General features: G+C 54.9%; 18 protein-coding genes and 1 tRNA gene. 8 read left to right on the top strand and 11 right to left on the bottom strand.

The annotated features are described in order from the left end of the window. Positions 1-16: 16 nt before the first annotated feature. Positions 17-93, bottom strand: a tRNA-Arg gene (locus M4NBBH2_RS08620). 379 nt (positions 94-472) lie between these two features. Here M4NBBH2_RS08620 and M4NBBH2_RS08615 point away from each other — a divergent pair. After that, complete coding sequence (locus M4NBBH2_RS08615) at positions 473-1,384, top strand: manganese-dependent inorganic pyrophosphatase (RefSeq protein ID WP_116269208.1); 912 nt, start codon at positions 473-475, stop codon at positions 1,382-1,384. A gap of 77 nt (positions 1,385-1,461) precedes the next feature. Here M4NBBH2_RS08615 and M4NBBH2_RS08610 read toward each other — a convergent pair whose 3' ends face one another. From M4NBBH2_RS08610 to M4NBBH2_RS08600, 3 genes are all read right to left on the bottom strand, one after another. Then, complete coding sequence (locus tag M4NBBH2_RS08610) at positions 1,462-2,739, bottom strand: pseudouridine synthase (protein ID WP_116270534.1); 1,278 nt, start codon at positions 2,737-2,739, stop codon at positions 1,462-1,464. Then, complete coding sequence (locus tag M4NBBH2_RS08605) at positions 2,736-3,635, bottom strand: LysR family transcriptional regulator (RefSeq protein WP_116269206.1); 900 nt, start codon at positions 3,633-3,635, stop codon at positions 2,736-2,738. The genes M4NBBH2_RS08610 and M4NBBH2_RS08605 overlap by 4 nt, the downstream gene beginning before the upstream one ends. Positions 3,636-3,701: 66 nt before the next feature. After that, a complete protein-coding gene (locus tag M4NBBH2_RS08600; protein ID WP_116269205.1) occupies positions 3,702-4,457 on the bottom strand; it encodes an endonuclease in 756 nt (251 codons plus the stop codon). A gap of 189 nt (positions 4,458-4,646) precedes the next feature. On the opposite strand from M4NBBH2_RS08600, the gene M4NBBH2_RS08595 reads away from it, so the two are divergent. The 3 genes from M4NBBH2_RS08595 to iadA all read left to right on the top strand — a co-directional run bounded on the left by M4NBBH2_RS08595 (position 4,647) and on the right by iadA (position 8,563). Next, entirely contained in the window at positions 4,647-5,774 is a 1,128-nt protein-coding gene (locus M4NBBH2_RS08595) for an alanine racemase (RefSeq protein WP_116269204.1), read from the top strand. A gap of 203 nt (positions 5,775-5,977) precedes the next feature. After that, a complete protein-coding gene (dcuC, locus tag M4NBBH2_RS08590; RefSeq protein ID WP_116269203.1) occupies positions 5,978-7,345 on the top strand; it encodes a C4-dicarboxylate transporter DcuC in 1,368 nt (455 codons plus the stop codon). A gap of 66 nt (positions 7,346-7,411) precedes the next feature. After that, the gene (gene iadA / locus M4NBBH2_RS08585; protein ID WP_116269202.1) at positions 7,412-8,563 is read left to right on the top strand and encodes a beta-aspartyl-peptidase; all 1,152 of its coding nucleotides are present in this window, start codon (positions 7,412-7,414) and stop codon (positions 8,561-8,563) included. 65 nt (positions 8,564-8,628) lie between these two features. On the opposite strand, the gene M4NBBH2_RS08580 is transcribed toward iadA, so the two are convergent. From M4NBBH2_RS08580 to M4NBBH2_RS08570, 3 genes are all read right to left on the bottom strand, one after another. Next, positions 8,629-9,183, bottom strand: a complete 555-nt coding sequence (locus tag M4NBBH2_RS08580; protein WP_170135086.1) for a phosphatase PAP2 family protein — start codon at positions 9,181-9,183, stop codon at positions 8,629-8,631. An 83-nt stretch (positions 9,184-9,266) separates the two neighbouring features. Further along, complete coding sequence (locus tag M4NBBH2_RS08575) at positions 9,267-9,980, bottom strand: phosphatase PAP2 family protein (RefSeq protein WP_160117852.1); 714 nt, start codon at positions 9,978-9,980, stop codon at positions 9,267-9,269. A gap of 699 nt (positions 9,981-10,679) precedes the next feature. After that, positions 10,680-11,681 carry an IS30 family transposase gene (locus tag M4NBBH2_RS08570; RefSeq protein WP_116270533.1) on the bottom strand — a complete coding sequence of 334 codons (1,002 nt, stop codon included), beginning with the start codon at positions 11,679-11,681 and terminating at the stop codon, positions 10,680-10,682. A gap of 378 nt (positions 11,682-12,059) precedes the next feature. On the opposite strand from M4NBBH2_RS08570, the gene M4NBBH2_RS08560 reads away from it, so the two are divergent. Further along, positions 12,060-13,571, top strand: a complete 1,512-nt coding sequence (locus M4NBBH2_RS08560) for an APC family permease (protein WP_235005625.1) — start codon at positions 12,060-12,062, stop codon at positions 13,569-13,571. Positions 13,572-13,657: 86 nt separating this feature from the next. Here the strand turns inward: M4NBBH2_RS08560 and M4NBBH2_RS08555 are convergent, their stop codons facing one another. The 3 genes from M4NBBH2_RS08555 to M4NBBH2_RS08545 all read right to left on the bottom strand — a co-directional run bounded on the left by M4NBBH2_RS08555 (position 13,658) and on the right by M4NBBH2_RS08545 (position 16,109). Continuing rightward, positions 13,658-14,737, bottom strand: a complete 1,080-nt coding sequence (locus M4NBBH2_RS08555) for a C45 family autoproteolytic acyltransferase/hydrolase (RefSeq protein ID WP_116270531.1) — start codon at positions 14,735-14,737, stop codon at positions 13,658-13,660. A gap of 176 nt (positions 14,738-14,913) precedes the next feature. Continuing rightward, positions 14,914-15,378 (bottom strand): Rrf2 family transcriptional regulator, encoded by a 465-nt coding sequence (locus M4NBBH2_RS08550; RefSeq protein WP_116270530.1) that lies wholly within the window; start codon positions 15,376-15,378, stop codon positions 14,914-14,916. A gap of 95 nt (positions 15,379-15,473) precedes the next feature. After that, entirely contained in the window at positions 15,474-16,109 is a 636-nt protein-coding gene (locus M4NBBH2_RS08545) for an NAD(P)-dependent oxidoreductase (protein WP_116270529.1), read from the bottom strand. Between the two features lie 255 nt (positions 16,110-16,364). Between M4NBBH2_RS08545 and M4NBBH2_RS08540 the strand changes: the two genes are divergently transcribed. From M4NBBH2_RS08540 to M4NBBH2_RS08530, 3 genes are all read left to right on the top strand, one after another. Beyond that, positions 16,365-17,861 carry a lyase family protein gene (locus tag M4NBBH2_RS08540; protein WP_116270528.1) on the top strand — a complete coding sequence of 499 codons (1,497 nt, stop codon included), beginning with the start codon at positions 16,365-16,367 and terminating at the stop codon, positions 17,859-17,861. 116 nt (positions 17,862-17,977) lie between these two features. Then, positions 17,978-18,628, top strand: a complete 651-nt coding sequence (locus tag M4NBBH2_RS08535; protein WP_022443608.1) for a YczE/YyaS/YitT family protein — start codon at positions 17,978-17,980, stop codon at positions 18,626-18,628. A gap of 230 nt (positions 18,629-18,858) precedes the next feature. Beyond that, positions 18,859-19,104, top strand: coding sequence for a hypothetical protein (locus tag M4NBBH2_RS08530; protein ID WP_125064658.1), 246 nt, complete (start codon positions 18,859-18,861; stop codon positions 19,102-19,104). Between the two features lie 191 nt (positions 19,105-19,295). On the opposite strand, the gene M4NBBH2_RS08525 is transcribed toward M4NBBH2_RS08530, so the two are convergent. After that, on the bottom strand, positions 19,296-19,937 hold the full coding sequence (locus tag M4NBBH2_RS08525; RefSeq protein ID WP_116270526.1) for a nitroreductase family protein: 642 nt from the start codon (positions 19,935-19,937) through the stop codon (positions 19,296-19,298). Positions 19,938-20,069 lie beyond the last annotated feature (132 nt).

Raw genomic sequence — 20,069 nt, 5'->3', positions numbered from 1 at the left:
ATTTCTTGAATTCGTTTGGTGCGCCCGGTAGGATTCGAACCCGCGCCCCCCTGGTTCGTAGCCAGGTGCTCTATCCAACTGAGCTACGGGCGCAACTCAGAACTGAAATATTACACATGAAAATTAAAAAAGGCAAATTTTTTTGATGCCGTTTTTTGATTTAACGTCTTCATTATTGATTTAATTAGAAAGTGCGCTTCAGAAGGATGCCTCTGTTCCGCCAGAGTAATGAATGAGGTCAAGGTGGGATAACCCATTCATGCGTCACGCCTTATAAGAGCGGCAGGGGACGTGAGGATCGCAGGTATCCATCAGTTTTCTGAAACAATTCAGAGCTCACGCCGACTTCAATACGGGGCTATCCTTCATGACACAAGCCGGGCGGTGTTGTACTATTCTTCAATTACACACTGCAAACAGGGGACGCGTCCGACTGTCCCCAGTCCCCATCTTTTTTCGAGGTTAGTTAGTCATGACCGCTTTGGTTCTAGGCCACAAGAATCCGGATACCGATTCCATCGTTTCTGCACTGTCCGCCACGTATCTCTACCGCGCCCGCGGCATTGATGCTGTTTCCGGCGCTCAGGGTGATCCTTCTCCTGAAACCGCTTTCGTGTTGAAGCGCTTCGGTCTCAAGGCTCCGGAAGTGGTGCATTCGGTCGAAGGCCGCGAGGTTTATCTCGTCGACTACTCCGATCTTGCTCAGGCTCCGGACGACTTCCCGAAGTGCCGTCTCCTCGGCATCATCGATCACCATAAACTTGGCGACGTGACGAGCGACTACCCGCTCGAATGCTGGATTCAGCCGGTCGGCTGCAGCAACACGATCGTGAAGCTGATGTACGACTACTACAAGGTTGAAGTGCCGAAGGATATCGCCGGTGCCATGCTCTGCGCGATTCTTTCTGACACGGTGCTGTTCCGCAGCCCGACCTGCACACCGACGGATATCCGCGCCGCGAAGGAACTCGCCGCTATCGCTGGTGTTGACGACATCGAGGCGCTCGGTATTGAGATGTTCAAGGCCGGCAGCAACCTCGACGCCTCCCCGCGCGACCTCGTGTTCCGCGACTATAAGGACTTCGATATGAACGGCAAGAAGGTCGGTATCGGCCAGCTTTCCCTCATTTCGCTTGATCTCATCACGCCGGAACTGAAGGCCCAGCTCGCAGCCGAACTGAAGGAAGTGAAGGCTGAAGGCCGCGACACCGTTCTCCTCGTTTTGACGGACATCATGAAGGAAGGTTCCGAGCTTCTGATGGAGTCTGACGACGCCGATATTGTCCGCGGCGCTCTGAAGCCTGACGCGAACGGCTGGATGGCTGGTGTCATGAGCCGCAAGAAGCAGGTTGTTCCGCCGCTTCAGCTCGCCTTCAAGGCTTAATCAGCGATCCTTATACAGGTAGTCTGATTCCATCCCGCAGGGTTTAGGCTCTGCGGGATTTTTTCGGCGCTTGGTTCTCAGAGAAGAGAACTGAATCCGGAATCTATCCTCACTGTGACGGGTTTTCCGTCAGATACCCGAGGGAAGGTCAGTTCCTCGAGGTGCAGATAAAGCCTTGGTTCTCTGAGCTCGAAGAGCCCCCGTTTCCCATAGAGTGCGTCCCCGAGGATCGGGCACCCGAACCCCAGTGCCATATGGATCCGGAGCTGGTGCGTGCGCCCGGTCTCAGGATGCAGTCGGACGAGGGTACGGGCGAACCCACGGTGTTCACTCACCGCGATGATCTCCGCTGCTGATTTCGCGCTTTTTCCCCGGTTGGATTCCGAGAGCACGATCTGGCGCGGAAGATCGAACGGATCTCCCCCGAGAGGAAGCCGGAGAGTCTCCACACTGCCTGCGATTCCTGTTTCGCCCTCGAGAATCGCGGTATAGGTTTTCCGGGTCAGCCGTGAAGCAAAAGCGTCAGAGAGGCTTGCTGCCGCCGCGGCGTTTTTGGCGAAGAGCAATACACCTGATGTTCCCTGATCAAGTCGGTGAACGGTGTAAAGCGGACCGGTTTTTTCTTCAAGAACCGACTTCATGTTGACCGGCTCAAGGATCCCCGGGACTGACGGAATACCTGAGGGCTTCAGGATCGCAATCGAATCCTGATCCTCGTACAGCACCTCGAAGTCTGGATTTTTCCCGAGACTGAATGGGATTCTCGGAGCCTGCTCGACCTCCGGCATCAGAGAGGCTATGAGTGGACGCGTAAATGTCCGGACCGAATAGGGCGCGCCAACCGTTCGGGCTTCAAATGAGAACGGCGTTCCTGCCCGTGTTTCAAGGAGCTCAACCGGACGCCAATCGCAGAAGTGTTCTCTCCAGGTATTGATGACGGACACAGGAGCGCTCTGGAGCTCCCGCAGGATAGCGCCGCGCCAGAGATTCCGATTCCTTCCCGGCTTAGAAGCCCAGGCGGGAGCGGAGTGCTCGAAAAAGCGGGATAAATCAACTCTGCGTCCACCCGCGGTCTCCACCGGAGTCTCTGGGTTCAGGCGTTCCCCGGATTCCTCAAGATTCCGATAAAAGGAGCTCCATGAGATTTCAGCAGGCGGCATTCCGGCACTCCCCGGGAACCTCTCGTCTGAAAGCGCCGTGAGAATACGGGTGCTCCCATCCTTTTCAAGCAGAAGCCCGGCCCCCCGCATTGGATGGCTGACCGTGTGGGCAAGTTTCTGAAGCTGCGCCGCGAGTTCAGGAGTCGGGGGAACCGATTCCGGCATTCGGAAAGGCTTCGAGAAGTTATCCGTCATGAGGCGATTCCTCTCTGCTTAAGCCAGGGAACCAGAAAGCGAAGAAAAGACCGGGCCGGGGAGGCGAGGCGGTTTCCGGCGTAATACGCGTAACCAGAACTCGGCATTGTGAGATCCGGCAGGATCTGCGTCAGTTTCCCGGACTGAAGGGCGTCAGACACCGCCCAGCGGCTTCTCAGAATAACGCCGAGACCAGCCTCAGCCCATCGGGTTGCGGTTTCACTTGAATTTGTGCGGAGTGATGAATGAAAGCGGATTCGGACAGCGCCGTTTTTTCCTTTCAGCTCCCAGATGTTTCCGGGTAGGCGGTCCTCATCGATTGAAATGGCAGGGAGCTTCGCGAGATCCGCAGGTGATGTGACGGAGCTTCCGGTTTTCTGAAGCAGGGAGGGAGACGCGCAAAGGATACGGTCATTCCGGAAGAGGCGCTTGGCGTGAAAACGGCTCTCGGGGAGCTCTCCGATATGAATGACCAGATCGAGCCCGGACTGTACCGGATCGAGAGGAGGATCGGAGAGGAGGAGGGTGAGTTCGATTTCAGGATTCGCGGCGGCAAATTCCGCTGCCGCGAGGCTGAGAACCCGTTCCCCGAACCCCCAGCTGCAGTTGATGTGAAGCTTTCCTTTCAGAGTGCCTCGCGCTGACGTCACAGCGTCTTCAAGAGCGGCAATCCGTTCCAGAATGTCGTCCGCGCCCGCGAGAAACCGCTTTCCTTCCCCGGTAAGCGCCATCCCGCGAGTATTGCGGAGCACCAGGGGGCAGCCTAACCGGGTTTCCATCGCGGCGAGCCGGCGTGACACAGCGCCGGCGGTCAGTCCGAGACGGCGCGCTGCCTCAGAAAGACTTCCGCTTTTCGCGATTGCGGAGAAGAGTTCAAGATCAGTTGCCCGGCTCAAACCGAAACCCTCCTGGAAGAGACCTTCCGGAGGTGTGGCACTCCGGAAAGCCGTGACAAGTAATGTTTATTTTGCGGGCTTTCTGCACGCTGCCTGCGTGAAGGGATTCACATTCCCCTGAATCGCCGCGATGCGGCTCGCCCTCTCACACTCCCAGGCTGTTGCCGGGAACGTCTTATCCCAGGCGTTCATCAGCTGACGGGTCTGGTTACTCATCCGGTACTTCGAGTAGGCCCACTCCATGTACTTATACGTGCGGGCGACGAGCCCCTTCACGGCGTCCGGCGGTTCCGCCTTCCGGTCCTCAATCTTCATAGGGCACGTACCGAAGGTGTTCGGGGTCCCTTTCGCGAACTGCGTGTAGTCGTAGTTCTGCCGCGCGGCATTGACGGAGCCGATTGCGGGGTAGAGGTTATACATATCCGCCTGCATCAGGCGGTACTCCGCGCTCGCGCGGTTTGCGCAGGCACGGCCCTTATAAGGCTTACCGTTTCCTTTTACGCATTCCGGCGCGCCTTCCCGCCATTCCGTGAAGGCCCTTCCGAAGTTTTCCGCCGGCAGAATATGTTCCCATTCAATTCGGTTTGCGCGTTTCGGGGATTTGGCCGCGATGAATCCCTTCGGCAGAATGACCTGCTTATCCGGCGTGAAAGACGCGCCGCAGTAAATCGTCGTACGGTGATCGTTGAAGACCTGATTGAGCAGAATCTTCTTCACCTGGGAAAAGCTTTCAAACTGGGTGTTCCCGCGGGGAGCGTCAGCAGCAGACGCGGCCGAAGCGGCAAAAATCAGAGCGGGAAGGAGCAGCAACACGCGTTTCATGAATTTTCAGTCCTAAAAAATCTGAAAAAACCGAAAAGAGAAGGCAGGAATAGGGTTGGAAAATCGGTCTTCCTGTTTCTTATCTTTGATTTTTTCTCAAAACTCTTTTGATTTTATGCGTGATTCAGACTATCGGGGGTGGGGGAGAATAAAAAATAAATTTTCTTTTTCTTCCTCGAGGCCACGCCTATGAAGCTCACCGAGCTCGATACACCGTCGCTTTTGATTGATCGCGACAAACTTATCCGGAATATTGCCCGAGCCAAAGCATCCTGCGCGAAGCTCGGTGTGCATTGGCGTCCGCATCTGAAAACGCATAAGTGTCTGGAAATTGCCCGTCTCCAGATTGAGGACCCGACTGGTCCCGCCACAGTTTCCACCCTGAAAGAGGCGGAATTTTTTGCCTCCAACGGAATCACAGATCTGATTTACGCGGTCGGAATCGCCCCGCATAAACTGCCCCGCGTTGATCGGATTAATAAGTCTGGGGCTGACTGCAAGATCATTCTCGACAGCGTTGAGGCGGCCGATGCCGTGAGCCGCTATGCGCGGACAGCTGGCACCAGTTTTCGGGTACTGATTGAAATTGACTGCGATGGACATCGTTCCGGCCTGAAACCGGGAAGCCCTGAAATTCTTGAGGTAGCCCGACATCTGAAAGATGGCGCGGCGCTTGTCGGCGTCCTGACACACGCGGGCGGCAGCTATTCGGCGCACGGGGACGCCGAGCTGAAGGCCGCGGCCGAGAATGAAGTGACTGCAATTACCCGAGTCGCGGATGACCTTCGCGCTGCCGGTTTCCCGATTGAAATCGTGAGTGTCGGTTCCACCCCGACACTCTGCGCCGCGGAAAAGGCTCCTGGTGTCACGGAATATCGAAGCGGCGTCGGGACCATCTTTGATCTCTTTATGCATGGTGTGGGAGTTTGCGAGATCGGGGACATCGCTGAGTCCGTGCTGGTCTCTGTCATTGGCCGGCAGCAGGAGAAGGGCTGGCTGATTACGGATGGCGGGTGGCTCGCGATGAGCCGGGACCGCGGCACGGCTTCTCAGGCGGTTGACTGGGGTTACGGAGCGGTCTGCGATATCAATGGGAACCTGATCCCTGAGCTTTGGGTGGCGTCCGCGAACCAGGAGCACGGGATCATTGCCCGGCGTGACGGGAAACCGATTTCAGAATCGGATTTCCCTTTGGATACGCGTCTTCGCATTCTCCCAAATCACGCTTGCCCGACGGCGGCGGCTTTCGACCGCTATCACATCGTCGATCACGGAGAGGCTACGGAAGTCTGGCACCGAATCAATAATTGGGAGTAGACTTTAAGCGGTATTACGCTGAGGCGTGCATATAACGTCATCTCTAAAAAATGCTGAAGAATTCAATTCAGCTCACGCCTCCGCGAGGTTGTCCGTCAGGATAAACCTAATCTTCTGTTCCCTAACCACCAGGATGGCAGAAGAAAACGGGCATCAGGGTCTGTGCCTCAAGAGTTATGCATCAACCACAAAGGAGATGAAGCATGCTAGGTGTCGTCATAACGCTCGCAGTGATTGCGGCGGTCGCGTGGTGTATTTTCAAAAACTATTACCCTCCAACCGTTCTTTTGATTGCAGGTCTTTTATTCCTTGCAGTTGCTGCGTGTTTTGGAGTTGATCCGGTGCCGGCAAAGGCATCCACTCATTTCCTTGGATTTGATTTTGCGCAGGCCTTCACTGATCGTATGAAGACACGCCTCCCCGGTCTGGGTCTCAACATCATGTGGATTGCAGGTTTCTCGTATTACATGGATAAGATCGGGGCATCCAAGGCTCTCGTGAAGCTTTGTGTGAAGCCGCTATCAGCGATCCGCTCGCCTTATCTGCTTCTTGCCGTGACCTATATCGTTGGTCAGTTTATGGCACTCTTCATTAACAGCGCAGTCGGTCTTGGATTGCTGCTGATGGCTTCGATTTTCCCGCTGCTTGTCGCGCTGGGGGTTTCTAAGACTTCCGCGGCTGCGGTGATTGGTTCGACCTGCTGTCTTGACCTTGGACCGTCATCCTCAAATGCGATGCGGGCGGCAGATCTCCTTAACACAGACGTCGTTACCTATTTTGTCCAGAATCAGATTCCGGTTGCACTCTGCGTGATCGCTGTAGTAGCAATCGGACATTTCTTTATTCAGCGTTGGTTTGATAAGAAGGATGGTATTGAAACAAGCGGAGCCGGGACTCAGGAAGATGTAGCAAAGGCATTTGAAGGAGCAGGTCCTGTCTGGTATTCAATCCTTCCGATGCTGCCCCTTGTTCTTCTGATTATTTTCAGCCCGATGGTCTATCAGCCTGTGAAACTCTCGCTTCAGACCGCCATCATTATTTCCATTCTTGTGTCTTTCGTAGTTGACCTCATCACAACCCGGGGTGTGAAGGATTCGATTGGAAGGACAAAGGCTGTATATGAAGGGATGGGCAAAGTATTTACATCAACTGTGGCCCTTATTTGCTGCGCTGAACTCTTCGCTTTTGGTATGACAAAGGTCGGCGGTATCACGACGATGATCAACGCCGCCGCATCAATGGAATCGGCAGGTGTCTGGGTGATGCTCTTCATCATGATTGCCATTATGGTCCTTGCGACTCTGGTCACAGGCTCAGGAAATGCAGCGTTCTTTGCATTTTCGCCGCTTCTTCCTCAGGCAGCGTCTTCTGTCGGCATGAGCGCGGCTGTGCTTGCCGTTCCTGTACAGCTGTCGGCGGGTATTGCCCGTACGATGTGCCCGATTGCGGGTGTCACCATTGCCGTGTCATCGATCGCTGGCATTACACCGTTCCAGCTCGTGCGCCGCACGATTCCGGTGATGGTGCTTGCCCTGATTACAAACATTGCGGCTTCAGCCGCCTTCCTCTGAACGGAACCCGGGCTGCCGTAAAAAATTCCGGCAGCCTGATCCCATTCTCTTTCTGACAGGAGTCAAATGATGAATGCAGTTCTGATTAGAAACGCCGAGGTATATGCGCCGGAACGTCTGGGGGTTCAGGACGTTCTGATGGTGAATGGCCGTTTTGCTGCGGTTGGGAAAGATCTCAACGTAGTAATGCCTGGACTGGAAACAATTGATGCAGCAGGGAAACTGCTGACGCCTGGATTCTTTGATCAGCATATTCACGTCACGGGAGGCGGCGGAGAAGGCGGTCCCGTGTCCAGAACACCGGAACTGGTGCTTTCGGAATTGGTTGCCTGTGGAACCACTTCTCTTGTTGGGGTATCAGGGACAGACTTTATTACCCGCTCAATTGAAAATCTGCTTGCCAAAATTCGTGCGCTGGCCGCAGAAGGGGTGTCCACATGGATGTATACGAGCAATTACCGCTTTCCTCCGACCACGATGAGCGGTGAGGCCGCAAAAGATATCTTTATGGTTCCGGAGTGTCTGGGAGTCAAGATTGCGCTTGGCGATCACCGCTCATCCTTCCCGACAGTTGATCAGGTTATTCAGCTACTGGCTGACATTCGTCTTGCCGGCATGATTTCCGGAAAAATCGGTGTATTGCATGTTCATTCCGGAAATCTTCATGGCGAATTTGAAATGTTTAAGGAAATAGTGGACCGCGGTTTCCCGATTCGCCATATTCGCCCGACTCATTGCGCAAGGGCAAAGTATGTGTTTGATTCCGCTGTGCAGTTTGCCAAAGCAGGCGGCTATATCGATATCACAACAGGCGGATCCTGCTGCTTCGACTCCCCGGCTGATGCCTTTATTGAAGCGGTTGGCGAAGGGGTTGACCCTGCCCGCATTACGATGAGCTCAGACGGTCATGGCTCCAAACCTCGTTTCAATGACAAGGGGGAAATGGTAGGGCTGGCTGTCTGCGGGATTGAATGTAATCTTGAAACTATTCAGAAGCTTGTCAGGGAAAAGGGGCAGAAGCTCGAGGATGTTCTTCCCTTTATCACCAAAAATGTTGCGGATTCGCATGGGCTATCTACGCAAGGTCGGGTGGCCGATGGAGCAACGGCAGATGCATTGCTTTTTGATGACAATCTTGAACTTACGGATGTTTTTGCCAAGGGGCGTCAGATGATGCGGAATCGCGAAATTATTGTTCGCGGTACTTTTGAAGAATAATTGGTTATCCCGAGCTTCCGATAAAAACAGCGTCCCGTTAGTGATTTTTCGGGGCGCTGTTTTATTCAGGCTTGTGTCAGTGCTTCCTCTCTGTTCGATCGGTTCCAGAGCCGCTTGAATGCGGGGATCAGGAGAAGGAGATGCCAGGTGCCATATCCAATCACGAGTCCCACGGCAACACCCCCCAGAACGTCTGTCGGGAAATGGGCAAAAAGCCAGAGCCGCGAAAAGGCGATCAGAAGCGCGACGGGAAGCGCCGCGAGAGCAATTTTGAATTCCCTGCTTGCGAGCAGAACGCCGAGCACCGTGAATGACACCGCCGTGTGACCGGAAGGAAATGAGAAAGAAGGCGGGCACGCCTGCAGCATAGAGACCCCTGTCTCAATGGCGCAGGGTCTCGGACGGGCAAAAAGAAACTTCAGAAGGCCGTTTGAAATAAAAAGATCCGCGAACAGACTGACGATGATCGCGATGCTTACCGGGCGGGTCTTTTTTGAGCATAAAAGCACCGCGGCGAGCGCGATCCAGATTTCTCCCGCGTTCCCGACCCGGGTCGCCGCCATCATGATGGAATCAAAAAATGTTCCATGAAGCGCCTGGAGTGAGAGGAGAAAAGACATTTCCGACATTTTGAAGCAAACCTCTTCCGGGGGCGGTTTCTGGGAAACCGTCCCTCTTATTAATTTTCGAACCGGATCAGCGTTCAGGCTTTCTGAGGAATCCGAATGAAGCGAGCCGCATGGCTGCGCTTTAACGAAGACGCGAGAAACGCGAGGTAGACCAGAGCGGAGAGACTCCAGTCAAGAAGGAACGTCGCCACATTGTGGCTCGGGAAGTGGTATCCCCGCATCATCTGAATGACACCGCAGACCGTTCCGAAGAGGATAGCGAAAAAGAGACCGGCGCGGGCAAGGGTCGGACGGCGACGTCTGAAAGCAAACCAGAAGGGGATCAGGCTGAAACCGGTTCCGGCAAAGCCTCCGGGCCAGCAGTTGCCAGGGGCTGAAAGGCTGAATCCAAAGTGAGGGGCAAGAATCGGATGCGTACCGCCGAAGAACGTCGTGGAAACCGGGCAGTAGACCCCGGTCATATCTTTCAGCACTGAGACTGTCCCGACGCAGACGAGTATTGCGGTAATAAGATAGCCCGCTTCAGTGACAGAAATCCGGGGGGAGATCTTGGCACGGTCTTTTACCGCGATCGCGATAACTCCCAAAGCTACGAACACCGTGAGCAGTTTTGCCCATTTATGGAAGAAAAGCAGCGCTGCGCTGTTCTGAAGCGGAAACGTTCCATCCGGCGCAAAGAAACGCTCCACCGCGAGGTCAATGGAGACCGGGTGAAGGATGATGAGCGCCGCGAGCAGCAGAGCCGGAATAATCGCTTCGGCTGCAGCGGAAAGAAAACGTCTTTTCACGGGATTCAGAGTGCCGACGGACGGAAGTCCGGCAGCAGATAAAGGGAGACAGTTAAAGTGTGTTCCCTGCCGTGTGAAACCCCCGTTCAAAGCGCGTCAAAACAGTGTGAAGAATAAGAGAGGAGAGAGCCAGATTCAAAACCGGCCGAGGGTCTTTTTGAAGACCAAGCTTCTGAGGGGGAAATGTGAACGGGGAGACAAATGAGGGAAAAAGAAATATCCCTCCTTCCATGAGGAGAACTTGCAGGGAAGGAGGGAAAAAGACCTCATCTCCGAGGAGAGAGTCACGGGATGAGGCTGTACGCACTCATGCTTCTACAGATGCCGGAGCAGTGTCTCCGGATTCGCCGTGATGCTTCCGCTGCAAGGACTTCGGGAAAATAGCGGAACCGGCTTCCGGCTGCTCCTAAACCCGCTTCGCGGAGAAGAGAAGAAGGAAGAAATGCTCTCGGGGTTTCTTCTTTTTCTTTTCTCTGCAATTCATACATTACGCCTTTTTAAAAATATTTATGTATCACCAAATAGGGATTCCAGGAAGAAATGCCGTAATTTATTCATCATGATGGAGGCTTCTGTCTTGGATTTACGGGTTTCTGTAAAAGCTCTATTTATTTATAGGTATCAATATTGCGGCAGGCGGCACAGAGCGTTTCGTATGGCGGTCAGGAGGAACGGTTCACGGTTTTATTCGGTGAATTATCAAATCAAGTGCAAAGTTACTGAATAAAAGACTTCAGCCGGACACTTCCAATTGAGACGTTTTCTGGGTCTGAAATTCAGAGCATTGAACCGTTTCTGAACTTCTGCCTGAGAAATTTTATCGATACTCATTCCTTTTGGGAAAAAGTCTCTAAGAAGTCCGTTTGTATTTTCATTACTTCCTTTCTCCCATGGATGATGAGGCAAGCAGAAATACACTTTGGTTCTGAGATCTTTCTCCAGTTTTTCAGCCCAGGAAAATTCTTTTCCGCGATCTACGGTAATCGTACGCAGATCCTTATCTGACAGAGATTTCTCAATTACGGCAGACACATCGGCCGCAGTCTTGGAAGCGGTTTTCCCGCCACAGAGAAAGCCGGACTTCCTATCGACCAGAGTCGTGAGGCAGGTTCCGCCCTTTTTTCCGATGACGGTATCGCCTTCCCAATCCCCCAGGCAAGATCTGTTCTGAGCTTCCAGGGGTCGCTCTTCAATGCTGTGAGTGATCTGGATCTTTCCTCGCCTCTCGGTCATGCCTTTACGGTGACGCGTTTTACCGTGGTGTCGCAGGTGTCGGGACATCTTTCGGCCATCCACAAAGCGATCCAGAAAGCCAGAATTGATTCCTCGGTAGATTGTCGTGGCGCTGATCCTTAGATTCGGCAGCTCCTTTCTGAGACGGTATTGAATCTGCTCCGGAGACCAGAATTTCTTAACCAGCAGATTTGAGACAATCCTTGTCAGCAACGAGTCAGACTTCAGAATGTTTCTCTTTCCGCAATGCTTTCTCTGTCTCTGATATCGGGCCTGCGCGGCACAGGGATCATAGGCAGCTGAAGCCCCATCCTGGGCCGATACAGCCTTGTTTCGCTTCAGTTCGCGGGAGATCGTAGAAACATTTTTCCCAATCGCACATGCAATTTCAGACAGGGATTTGCCTGAAATCGTTAAAGCCGAAATAAATACTCTGTCCCGAAGAGTAAGATGATAATAGTGGCTCATGAGCTCCCTCTATAGTTATCTTGACAATCTCTATTATGGAAGCTTTATGGGCCACTATTCTTTTCTCAGGCTTTGCACTTGAAGTGATAATTCGCCTCAGAAAAAAACGTGAACGAAAGATAGCGTCGTTGAAATTTAAAAACGTTACTTGATGGTGATATCCGGAAAATGTCTGATGAAAACCCGAAAAGAGAGAAAGCGGGGGAAAGTCTCAGACGTTTTCCTTATCTCAGTCGACCGTGGTCAGAGAACGGCTTTGGAGCGCTCCTTCGAGTCACAGTGCCGCACTAACATGGAAGATGCCGGAGCCTCGGGGCTTCCTGCCTTCCGCGGATTCGGCAGTCCATCCAATTTCACTCAATATAAAAAATAAATCCTATGACAGAAACCAGAATTGAGGCGTCAAGCCCCCAGGCCGGGGGTCTGAAACGCACATTCGGCATGCGGGAGGCGGTGACGATCACGGCGGGCTCTGTGATCGGTGTCGGTCTCTTTACAACGGGTTCCAATGTTGTCGGCACGCTCGGGCCAGCGGTCATTCTTGCAACGCTCCTCGCGCTCGCGGTGAGTATTTATCCGGCGCTCCTATACGCGGAAATGGGAGCCGCGCTTCCTTACGCGGGCGGCACCTACCAGTTCGCATCTCTTGGTCTTGGACGTGCGGCCGGAATGCTCGCGGGCTGGAACTTCATCATTTCGCTTGTCGCAGTGACGGGGGGCGAAGCGCTCGCTTTCAGTTACTACTTCCGAACGCTTTTCCTCGCGTTTGGCTACGACCTGCCGATATCCGACGTGGTGCTCGCCTCCATTGTGACCGCGGGCTTCATTGTGGCCAATGTTTTCGGCGTGAAGCTCACCGGAAAACTGCAGAACGGCTTCATGTTCTTCTTCTGGGGCGTCGCCTTCATCTGGTTCCTTACGATGATTCCGAATGTCCACCTGCCGTCCTTTGTGCGGGCTCCGGAATTCCTTCACGCGACAACACCTCTCGGATTCTTCTCCGCGACCTGCATGATCTGGTGGTGCTTTGCTGGGTTTGAGGCCTGCGTGGCGATGGGGGAAGAAATCAAATACCCGCATATCAATGTGCCGCGCGCGATGTTCCTCGCCCCGTTTGTCGTCTTTGCGGTGAACGCGCTTTTCCAGTGGTACCTCGTCGGCATCACGCCTCCGGATCAGATCGCATCGCTCGCGGATGCGGAAGCGCCGTTTGCCCAGGCGATGAAGGCGGCCGGGATCCTCGGGTTCCCTCTCGCGCTCCTTGCTGCCGGTATCGCCTTTGGCGGCGACTTCTCCACGCTGAACGCCTCGATCTCGACGCCTCCCCGCTATCTCTTCACGATGGCGCGTGACGGCTCCATGCCGAAGGTCTTCGCGATCACGAGTAAGAAATATCAGACGCCGTATGTCGCGGTGATTGTGCTCGGTGTGCTGTCCGTAGCGCTGATTGCGACGAATTCGCTTGAATACATCGCGTCGCTCTCCCTTTTCGCCGACCTCTTCTACTACGTGCTTGGCATCATTGCCGCGCTTGCTCTTCGTAAGAAGCATCCGGAACTGAAGCGGAGCTACAAGGCTCCGTGGATCAAGGTCGGGGCTCCGGTGAGCGCGGTGATCTACGTGCTGATGATGACGCAGCTGGACGCGAACGCCTTCATCACTGGCGTGCTCTGGTGCGTGCTCGGTATCGCGATTTATCTTGTCTGCCGGTGGAAGTACGGCAAAGCCGGGGAATTCACGCTGGATCTCGCGGCGTCCGGTGCGGATGACGTACCGCCGCCTGAGGAAAAACGGGCGATGGATCGTGAGTACCTGATCTGGAAAGTGATTGTTTCAGCGTCCTGCGTGATCGCGGTTGTTCTCTATATCTTCCCGTTCTTCGTGAAGTAGCCGGGAAGAGAAGACTGTTATCCGCCAGGAAACAGCGCGCCCCTGTCTGAAAGCTTCAGGCAGGGGCGCTCTTCGTATCACGAGGATTACTTCAGTGTGTAGGATCTCGCCTTTGTGGAGCAGGGCGAACCTTCAGTCAGCCAGAGTGTCCGTTCGTCAAGATCGAGCACCATGGACCAGAGTGACGTATGGCGGTGGTATTCGGGCAGCGACATGTCGTCATGGCGGCAGACACCGTCCGGATTCCCGGCGTGATCCGAGAGGATCCGGAACAGTGTCTTTCTCTTCAGATGGCCTTCTTCCGCGCGGGTAAGGCGCCGGACGCGGTCGAGACGCGTAAAAGTCGATGTGAATGAATAGCGGGTCGCCTCTCCCTGCGAGAGCATATAGGGGGAGAGCCAGTGATTGGTGTGGCAGAGCGGATGGCCGTCTGAGAGAAGGATATCGAGATCGGAAGGTGCGTATTCAACCGCGACCACGAGACCGTCCGCGCTCGCGAGACCCACGCAGGCTGAACCCGCGCGCTTCGCCTTCGCGATCGTATCAATCGCCTTCGGGACTGTCGGCTGCTGCACAGCGTTCCTAAGAATCACATGAAGCGGTACGCCAATCTGACCTTTCTTCACGGACATGGCGTTCAGCGATACGCCGACCCCGGCCGCATTAAGCCCCTTACCTCCGACCAGACCCGCTTCTGTCACGATGAGGGCTTTCGGGTACGGCCGCTCGTACACCTCAAGAATCACGGTGGTGCCGGCTCCGATCGACCACCAGTCCCAGTTCTGCGCGAGATAGGTTTTCCCATTGCCGGAGGCTTCCTGCGGCACACCGATCACGCTGCATTCGTCCGCCGGCGCTTCACTCTTCGCGAACATCACTTCCGAGCGGCAGTTCAGCGTCAGAATCACATCAAACGGCACACCTGCCCCTTCGGCGATGCCTTTCATTTCATCGATCAGGTCCGGCCGGTAAGCCCGGATTGCCGGTTCGTAGCGTTTTGCCATCCGGACCGCATCTTTCCATGGCAGATGCGCTTCTTTATCGAAGAGAACTTTGTATTCGTCAATAACCTTCAGGATCCGTTCCTTCGCGAAGGATCCATAAGCGACGCCCCGCTCATGGGCCTGTCCCGAAATGCGGATGTATTGGTGAACTGATGGTGCCATGCGCTGCTCTCCCTTGATTTTTTTGTAGAACAGAGTGCTTCGGAATTCACTTTAACACCGGCAGTTCAGGCTGTGTGCTGAATGACGATAATCAGTTGAAATGGATAACAAAAAAGCCTCTCAATATTAATACTGAGGAGAGGCTTCCCGTGGATTTGGATGTCTTACAGGGGCGGTCAGACGGGAGAGGTTCCGGAAGCGCCGTCCTCTTTCGCAATCGTCGCCACCGCCTTTTCATAAATATCCGCTACGGTGTGACGCTTCAGCTCAGCTTCAAAGGACGCCTGAATGGCATCCAGCGTCGCGTCCAGACTCCCGTGAATAGCGCGTCCGACCGGACACGCGGGGTTCGGGTGCTCATGAAAGTGAAAAAGCGGCGCGCTGCTCCCGGTTTCCACGGCCCGGTAGAGGTCGAGAAACGTGATGGCTTCAAGCGGCTTCAGAAGCGTGATGCCTCCGGGGCCCCGGCGGACCTCAATCAGACCGGCTTCCTTCAGCTGCGACATGATGTTCCGGATGATCACGGGGTTGCTGCCAACGGTTCCCGCGAGCATATCGCTCGTGATCTTCTCATCATCCCTGAAGTATTCAATCGCGATCAGCACGTGCACAGCAGTCGTGAATTTGGTGGAAATCTGCATAGAGTCCTGATTCTCCGGAAGTGTAGATGCATCAAAGCGTCAGGCATCTCACAGGACGCCTGACGCGGTAACCGTTCTTGGGGAAGGTGGGGATTTTAAGCCCAGCGGACCGAAATCCGCTCGCGGATGTGATTCCCGTGCTCAATCTCATCCACCATCGCGATCGCGTAGTCGGCGTAGGAGATTTCAGACTTCCCGTCCTTATTCACCGTGAAATCCTCGCCGGTCAGTTCATAGAATCCCGTGCGGGGGCCGTCCGCGAGGAAGACTGCGGCCGGGCTGATATAGGTCCAGCGGACATAGTTTCTCGTACGGAGGTAGCCAAGCGACTTCTTCATAGCCTGGGCGAGCGGGCGGATCGCCTCCGGGAAGTCTTTTCCGTCAGCAAGGGTTTCCGTGCGCTCCGGGTTCGTGTAGAGAGAACCGGCACCGCCGACAAAGAGCAGACGGGTGTCAGAACCGGCGAAGATATCCGCGAGGTGCTCAGTCGTGGTCTGGTAGAGCGGGAAAGTTTCAGGCGTGAAAGCCCCGAACCCGCTCACCACCGCGTCAAACCCGGCGAGGTCTTCGCGTGTGAGATCAAGGATGTCCTTACGGACGTAAGTCTTTGCTTCCGTATTGTTCTCTTCGTGACGCCCGAAAGCGGTCACGTCAAAACCGCGGGAAAGGGCTTCAGAGATGATTTTGCGGGAAGCTTTGCCGTTAGCGGCAACGACTGCGATTTTTGCCATTTTGCATTCTGCCTTATTGATGTAATAAGTGTTGTTTCATCTGTTAAGAAGAAATATAGCGAAGAAAATTTTAGATGTCAATACTTTTATTACATCAAAAGAAATTCTGAAGGGGAAAGGGAACGGCCGGTTTTCATCAAGCCCCTGAATACAGGCATTTCGCTTTAACATTGGGGGCATGACGGCCGGAAAGGTGCCGGAATCAGGGTGCTTCAGGCGCTTCCTGCCCGGCCGCAAGGACAAAGGAGATAGGAAATGACGCTCGGTGTTCCTTCAACCGGCGAGGCAGGCCGCCTCGCGGACGCATCTCCGTGGACGGGCGAGAGACCGCCGCGGGATGAGTTTTTCTGGCTTTCCCAGATCAACAAAGCGACGTTTGTTGTCAATACCCGAAGCGGGCTTCTCGACCCCAGGCGGGCACCGGGTTGGGCAAGAGCTCAGAGACGCGTGATCGAGAAAGGCAATACACCCGGAAATCCCCGTCCCAAGATGTATGTGCGTTACGAGCCGCTTCTAATTGCCGAGGCCGGAATCGATGTCACGCTGATCCACGCGGGGCGGTCCTCCCAGGATATGCACGCGGTGTATCAGCGAGCGATGCTCCGGGATCAGACGCTTGAAGTGATGACCGCGCTGAACTCGGTGCGTGAGACACTCTTTCGCCTCGCGAAGGAAAACCGGGACACGATCGCTCCCTGCTATACGAATGGGGTGGCGGCTCAGCCGAATTCGCTCGGGCACACCTGGCTCGGACACCTTGAAGGCTTCCGGCGTGACTTTGAGTCGCTGAAGGAATTCTGGGCCCGGCTGAATCTCAGTCCTATGGGGACCACCGTGCTGAATGGGACCCCATGGCCGCTTGACCGCGAGTCGATGGCCTCACTCCTCGGTTTTGAAGGACTTGTTGAAAACGCGTATGACGCGGCGCAGATTTCATCCACTGACACCGCGGTGGAGGCAAGTCTCAAACTCGTCGAACCGATGCTGCATATCACGCAGTTTATCGAGGACATCATGACGCAGTATGCGCAGCCGCGCCCCTGGATCCTCGTGTCCAGCACGTATGCCTCAACCGCCATGCCGCAGAAGCGGAACCCCGGGTCGCTGATCGATGTGCGGCGGGACGCGAATCAGGTGCTTGGGGAACTCACGGGAACGATCTTCCGGGCGCACGATCTGATGCCCGGAATGTATGACCCGAAGGATGAGGCCATTAATAGCACAGTGATGGCGGAGGGCGCGGCGGTGCTTCGGGCTTTCGCTCACGTCCTCACGCTTCTCAAAGTGAACCCCGAGCGGGCTCTTGAGGAACTGAATCTTGACTGGACGGCGAGCCAGAATATCGCGGACGTCCTGATGAAGGACTACGGGGTGCCGTTCCGCGAGGGGCATCACTTTGCGAGTGACCTCGTGACGTTTGCCAGAAGCCGGGACTACACGCCGCTCACGCTGCCCTACGAAGACGCAAAGGCTCTCTATGAGAAACTCGCCTCCGGGGCGGAAGAGGGGATTCCAAAGACCTTCCCGCTCACGGAATACGATTTCCGTTCGGCGTTGGATCCCCGCTCGATCGTGAACAGCCGCGCGACCCGCGGCGGTCCGCAGCCGACTGAGCTTACACGGCTCTTCCGCGAGGCCGAGGACGGGATCCGGTCGGATTCTGACTGGGTAAGCGGAAAGAAGACCGCGCTTGCCGCGGCCGAGAAAACGCTTGACGAGGATTTCGAAGCGCTCTGCGCGTTGCCCGGATAACAGATTTTTTTCTTTCTGTCCGGTATCCTTACCGGTCGGTCTGGCTGCCCGCCTCCCGGAAACCCGAGGCGGGCATTTTTTTCTTTTTCAACAGGTTTTAAGAAGGAGGGCTGCGCGTGAAGCAGTTTGTGAGCCGCTGGGGATGTCTTTTTATCGGTATGAGTTCGGTGGCGTTCGGGATCGCGATGACAACCCGGGCGGGGCTCGGCACAACACCGCTCTCATCCTCGCCCTATACGGTCACGTTTTTCACGCCGCTCACGCTCGGTGCCGCGTCGATCGGTCTCAATGTGTTTTTCTTCGCGCTCCTCTGGGCCGTGATGGGAAAGCGCTTTCAGTTCACCCGGAATCTTCTCCAAGTGCCGATTGTTCTCCTTTTCGGCTTTCTCATTGATTTCTTCATGTGGGCCCTCGCCGCGGTTCCGCCGGGACCTTATGCCGCGAAGATCGCCCAGAACCTCCTCGGGAACGCCTTTCTCGCGCTTGGTGTTGTCTTTCAGGGGGCGAGCTGCGCGGTGACGCTCCCGGGCGACGGCTTCGTGATTGAGGCGTCGAAACGCTTCGGAATATCTCTTGGGCGCATGAAAGCAATCTTTGACTGGTCGCTTGTCGCGATCGCCTGCGTGCTCGGTCTCATCTTCCTTGGCCGCATCGAAGGGGTGCGTGAAGGCACCGTGATTTCCGCTCTCACGACCGGAATCTTTGTGCGGCTCTGGGCCAAATGCCCCGTGTTCCCGAAACTCGTTAAATTCAACCGTTTGAAGTAACAAAAAAAGATGAGAACGATTATATTTAAGTATCACGGAAAATAAATTTTCCGTATCTCTTTTATGTTATTAGCTATGCTCGATCTTATTGAGAATAAATGATTTTTTATTGGTCGAGTTATTTTTTTTACTGGACTTTTTTCTTTCTGAACCATTAAAATTGAAGAAAAACCATGAACCGGCAGTCAATGGCTGACCGGTCCCCCCGGAAAGCTGATAAGAGGTCTGAAATGCAGCAGGAAGAAGAAAAAGAAAAAAATGCGGAAGAGGCGGCTGAAGCCGCCCCTCGGTCTCGAAGACGGGGCCGGCCCGCATCTCTCCACACGAAGGAAATGGTGCTTCACATCCGCTGTACCACCGAGCAGCGGGATACGTTTGCGAGGATGAGCGGGTCTGTCTGGTTCCGGTCATTCCTTGATACGCTCCAGGCCGGTTTCGATCGGGATGTGAATTCATCGTCCGGCGAAGAGGATTAGGCAGAAACCGGACGGGGCAGAAATGCATCGCCGGATACAGAAACGGGAGGGTTGCCCCTCCCGTTTTTTATGGCCTGAAATCAGGAACTCTGATCACGGAATAAAGATTTTCGGATCTACGGTAATTTAAGTGTCAGTGATACTAATTACAGGGTCTTCAGTGTCTTTTCGTATTTTTCCAAATGGTAATTTCAGTGTTTTAGAGTGAGAATCTCACTCACCGGCACGCGTCCCGTCCGGAGACGGTTAAGCGGGGAGTCCGCCGGGTAGCCCAGTCCTATCCCGATCGCCAGAATCAGGTTATCGGGGATGCCGAGAACGCGCTTCACGATATCGGGGTAACGCACCAGATTAAAGGCCGGAATGCTGCCGACTCCGCGTGACGCGGCGGCAAGAAGCAGAAACGCTTCAAGCGCCCCGGCGTCAAGCACCATCCATTCCGAATGCACTTTCGGGATCGTGATAAAAGCGACTGCGGGCGCGTGGAAGAGCACGGCCTGGCTCGCCCGTTTGTCGGCCTCAAGCCCCAGCGCCTCGCGTTCTGCCGCGACCGCTTCCATCCGGGCCCGGACTTCGGGGGAGCGCTCCGAGAGCGGGAGGTTCGCGAAGTCGGTCGAAGGTGGGATACCCGCCCGGTTCCGTTCGTCGAATTCCGAACGGATCGCGTCGAGACTCTTCCCCGTCGAAATCCAGATCTTCCAGTCCTGGCCGTTCAGCTGGGAGGGAGCCCTTGTCGCGTCTTCCGCGATAGCCTGAAGAACCGGATCCGGAACAGGGCGGGCTGAGAAATACCGGATCGAATGACGGAAAGCAATGGCGCTTGAGAATTCCATGACGGAAAGGTCCCGATAAAAAGATGCATCGCAGAGGAAAAGCTCCGCGGGAGGCTTTCAAAGGGCGGAAAAAAACCGGGGCGGCAGATGCCGCGCCGGTTTCACCGGATTGATGAAATTTTAGTCCCGCGC

It is taken from the genome of Mesosutterella multiformis, from assembly GCF_003402575.1.
Classification (GTDB): Bacteria; Pseudomonadota; Gammaproteobacteria; order Burkholderiales; family Burkholderiaceae_F; genus Mesosutterella; species Mesosutterella multiformis.
Note: the sequence above shows the minus strand (reverse complement) of the source record. Positions and strands in the feature narration are given on the sequence as shown.

Coding starts and splice junctions, on each gene's coding strand:
- M4NBBH2_RS08540 (WP_116270528.1), top strand. CDS start 16,365: ATGACGCTCGGTGTTCCTTCAACCGGCGAGGCAGGCCGCCTCGCGGAC.
- M4NBBH2_RS08560 (WP_235005625.1), top strand. CDS start 12,060: ATGACAGAAACCAGAATTGAGGCGTCAAGCCCCCAGGCCGGGGGTCTG.
- M4NBBH2_RS08600 (WP_116269205.1), bottom strand. CDS start 4,457: ATGAAACGCGTGTTGCTGCTCCTTCCCGCTCTGATTTTTGCCGCTTCG.
- M4NBBH2_RS08525 (WP_116270526.1), bottom strand. CDS start 19,937: ATGGAATTCTCAAGCGCCATTGCTTTCCGTCATTCGATCCGGTATTTC.
- M4NBBH2_RS08570 (WP_116270533.1), bottom strand. CDS start 11,681: ATGAGCCACTATTATCATCTTACTCTTCGGGACAGAGTATTTATTTCG.
- iadA (WP_116269202.1), top strand. CDS start 7,412: ATGATGAATGCAGTTCTGATTAGAAACGCCGAGGTATATGCGCCGGAA.
- M4NBBH2_RS08595 (WP_116269204.1), top strand. CDS start 4,647: ATGAAGCTCACCGAGCTCGATACACCGTCGCTTTTGATTGATCGCGAC.
- M4NBBH2_RS08610 (WP_116270534.1), bottom strand. CDS start 2,739: ATGACGGATAACTTCTCGAAGCCTTTCCGAATGCCGGAATCGGTTCCC.
- M4NBBH2_RS08580 (WP_170135086.1), bottom strand. CDS start 9,183: ATGTCTTTTCTCCTCTCACTCCAGGCGCTTCATGGAACATTTTTTGAT.
- M4NBBH2_RS08530 (WP_125064658.1), top strand. CDS start 18,859: ATGCAGCAGGAAGAAGAAAAAGAAAAAAATGCGGAAGAGGCGGCTGAA.
- M4NBBH2_RS08545 (WP_116270529.1), bottom strand. CDS start 16,109: ATGGCAAAAATCGCAGTCGTTGCCGCTAACGGCAAAGCTTCCCGCAAA.
- M4NBBH2_RS08615 (WP_116269208.1), top strand. CDS start 473: ATGACCGCTTTGGTTCTAGGCCACAAGAATCCGGATACCGATTCCATC.
- M4NBBH2_RS08555 (WP_116270531.1), bottom strand. CDS start 14,737: ATGGCACCATCAGTTCACCAATACATCCGCATTTCGGGACAGGCCCAT.
- M4NBBH2_RS08550 (WP_116270530.1), bottom strand. CDS start 15,378: ATGCAGATTTCCACCAAATTCACGACTGCTGTGCACGTGCTGATCGCG.
- dcuC (WP_116269203.1), top strand. CDS start 5,978: ATGCTAGGTGTCGTCATAACGCTCGCAGTGATTGCGGCGGTCGCGTGG.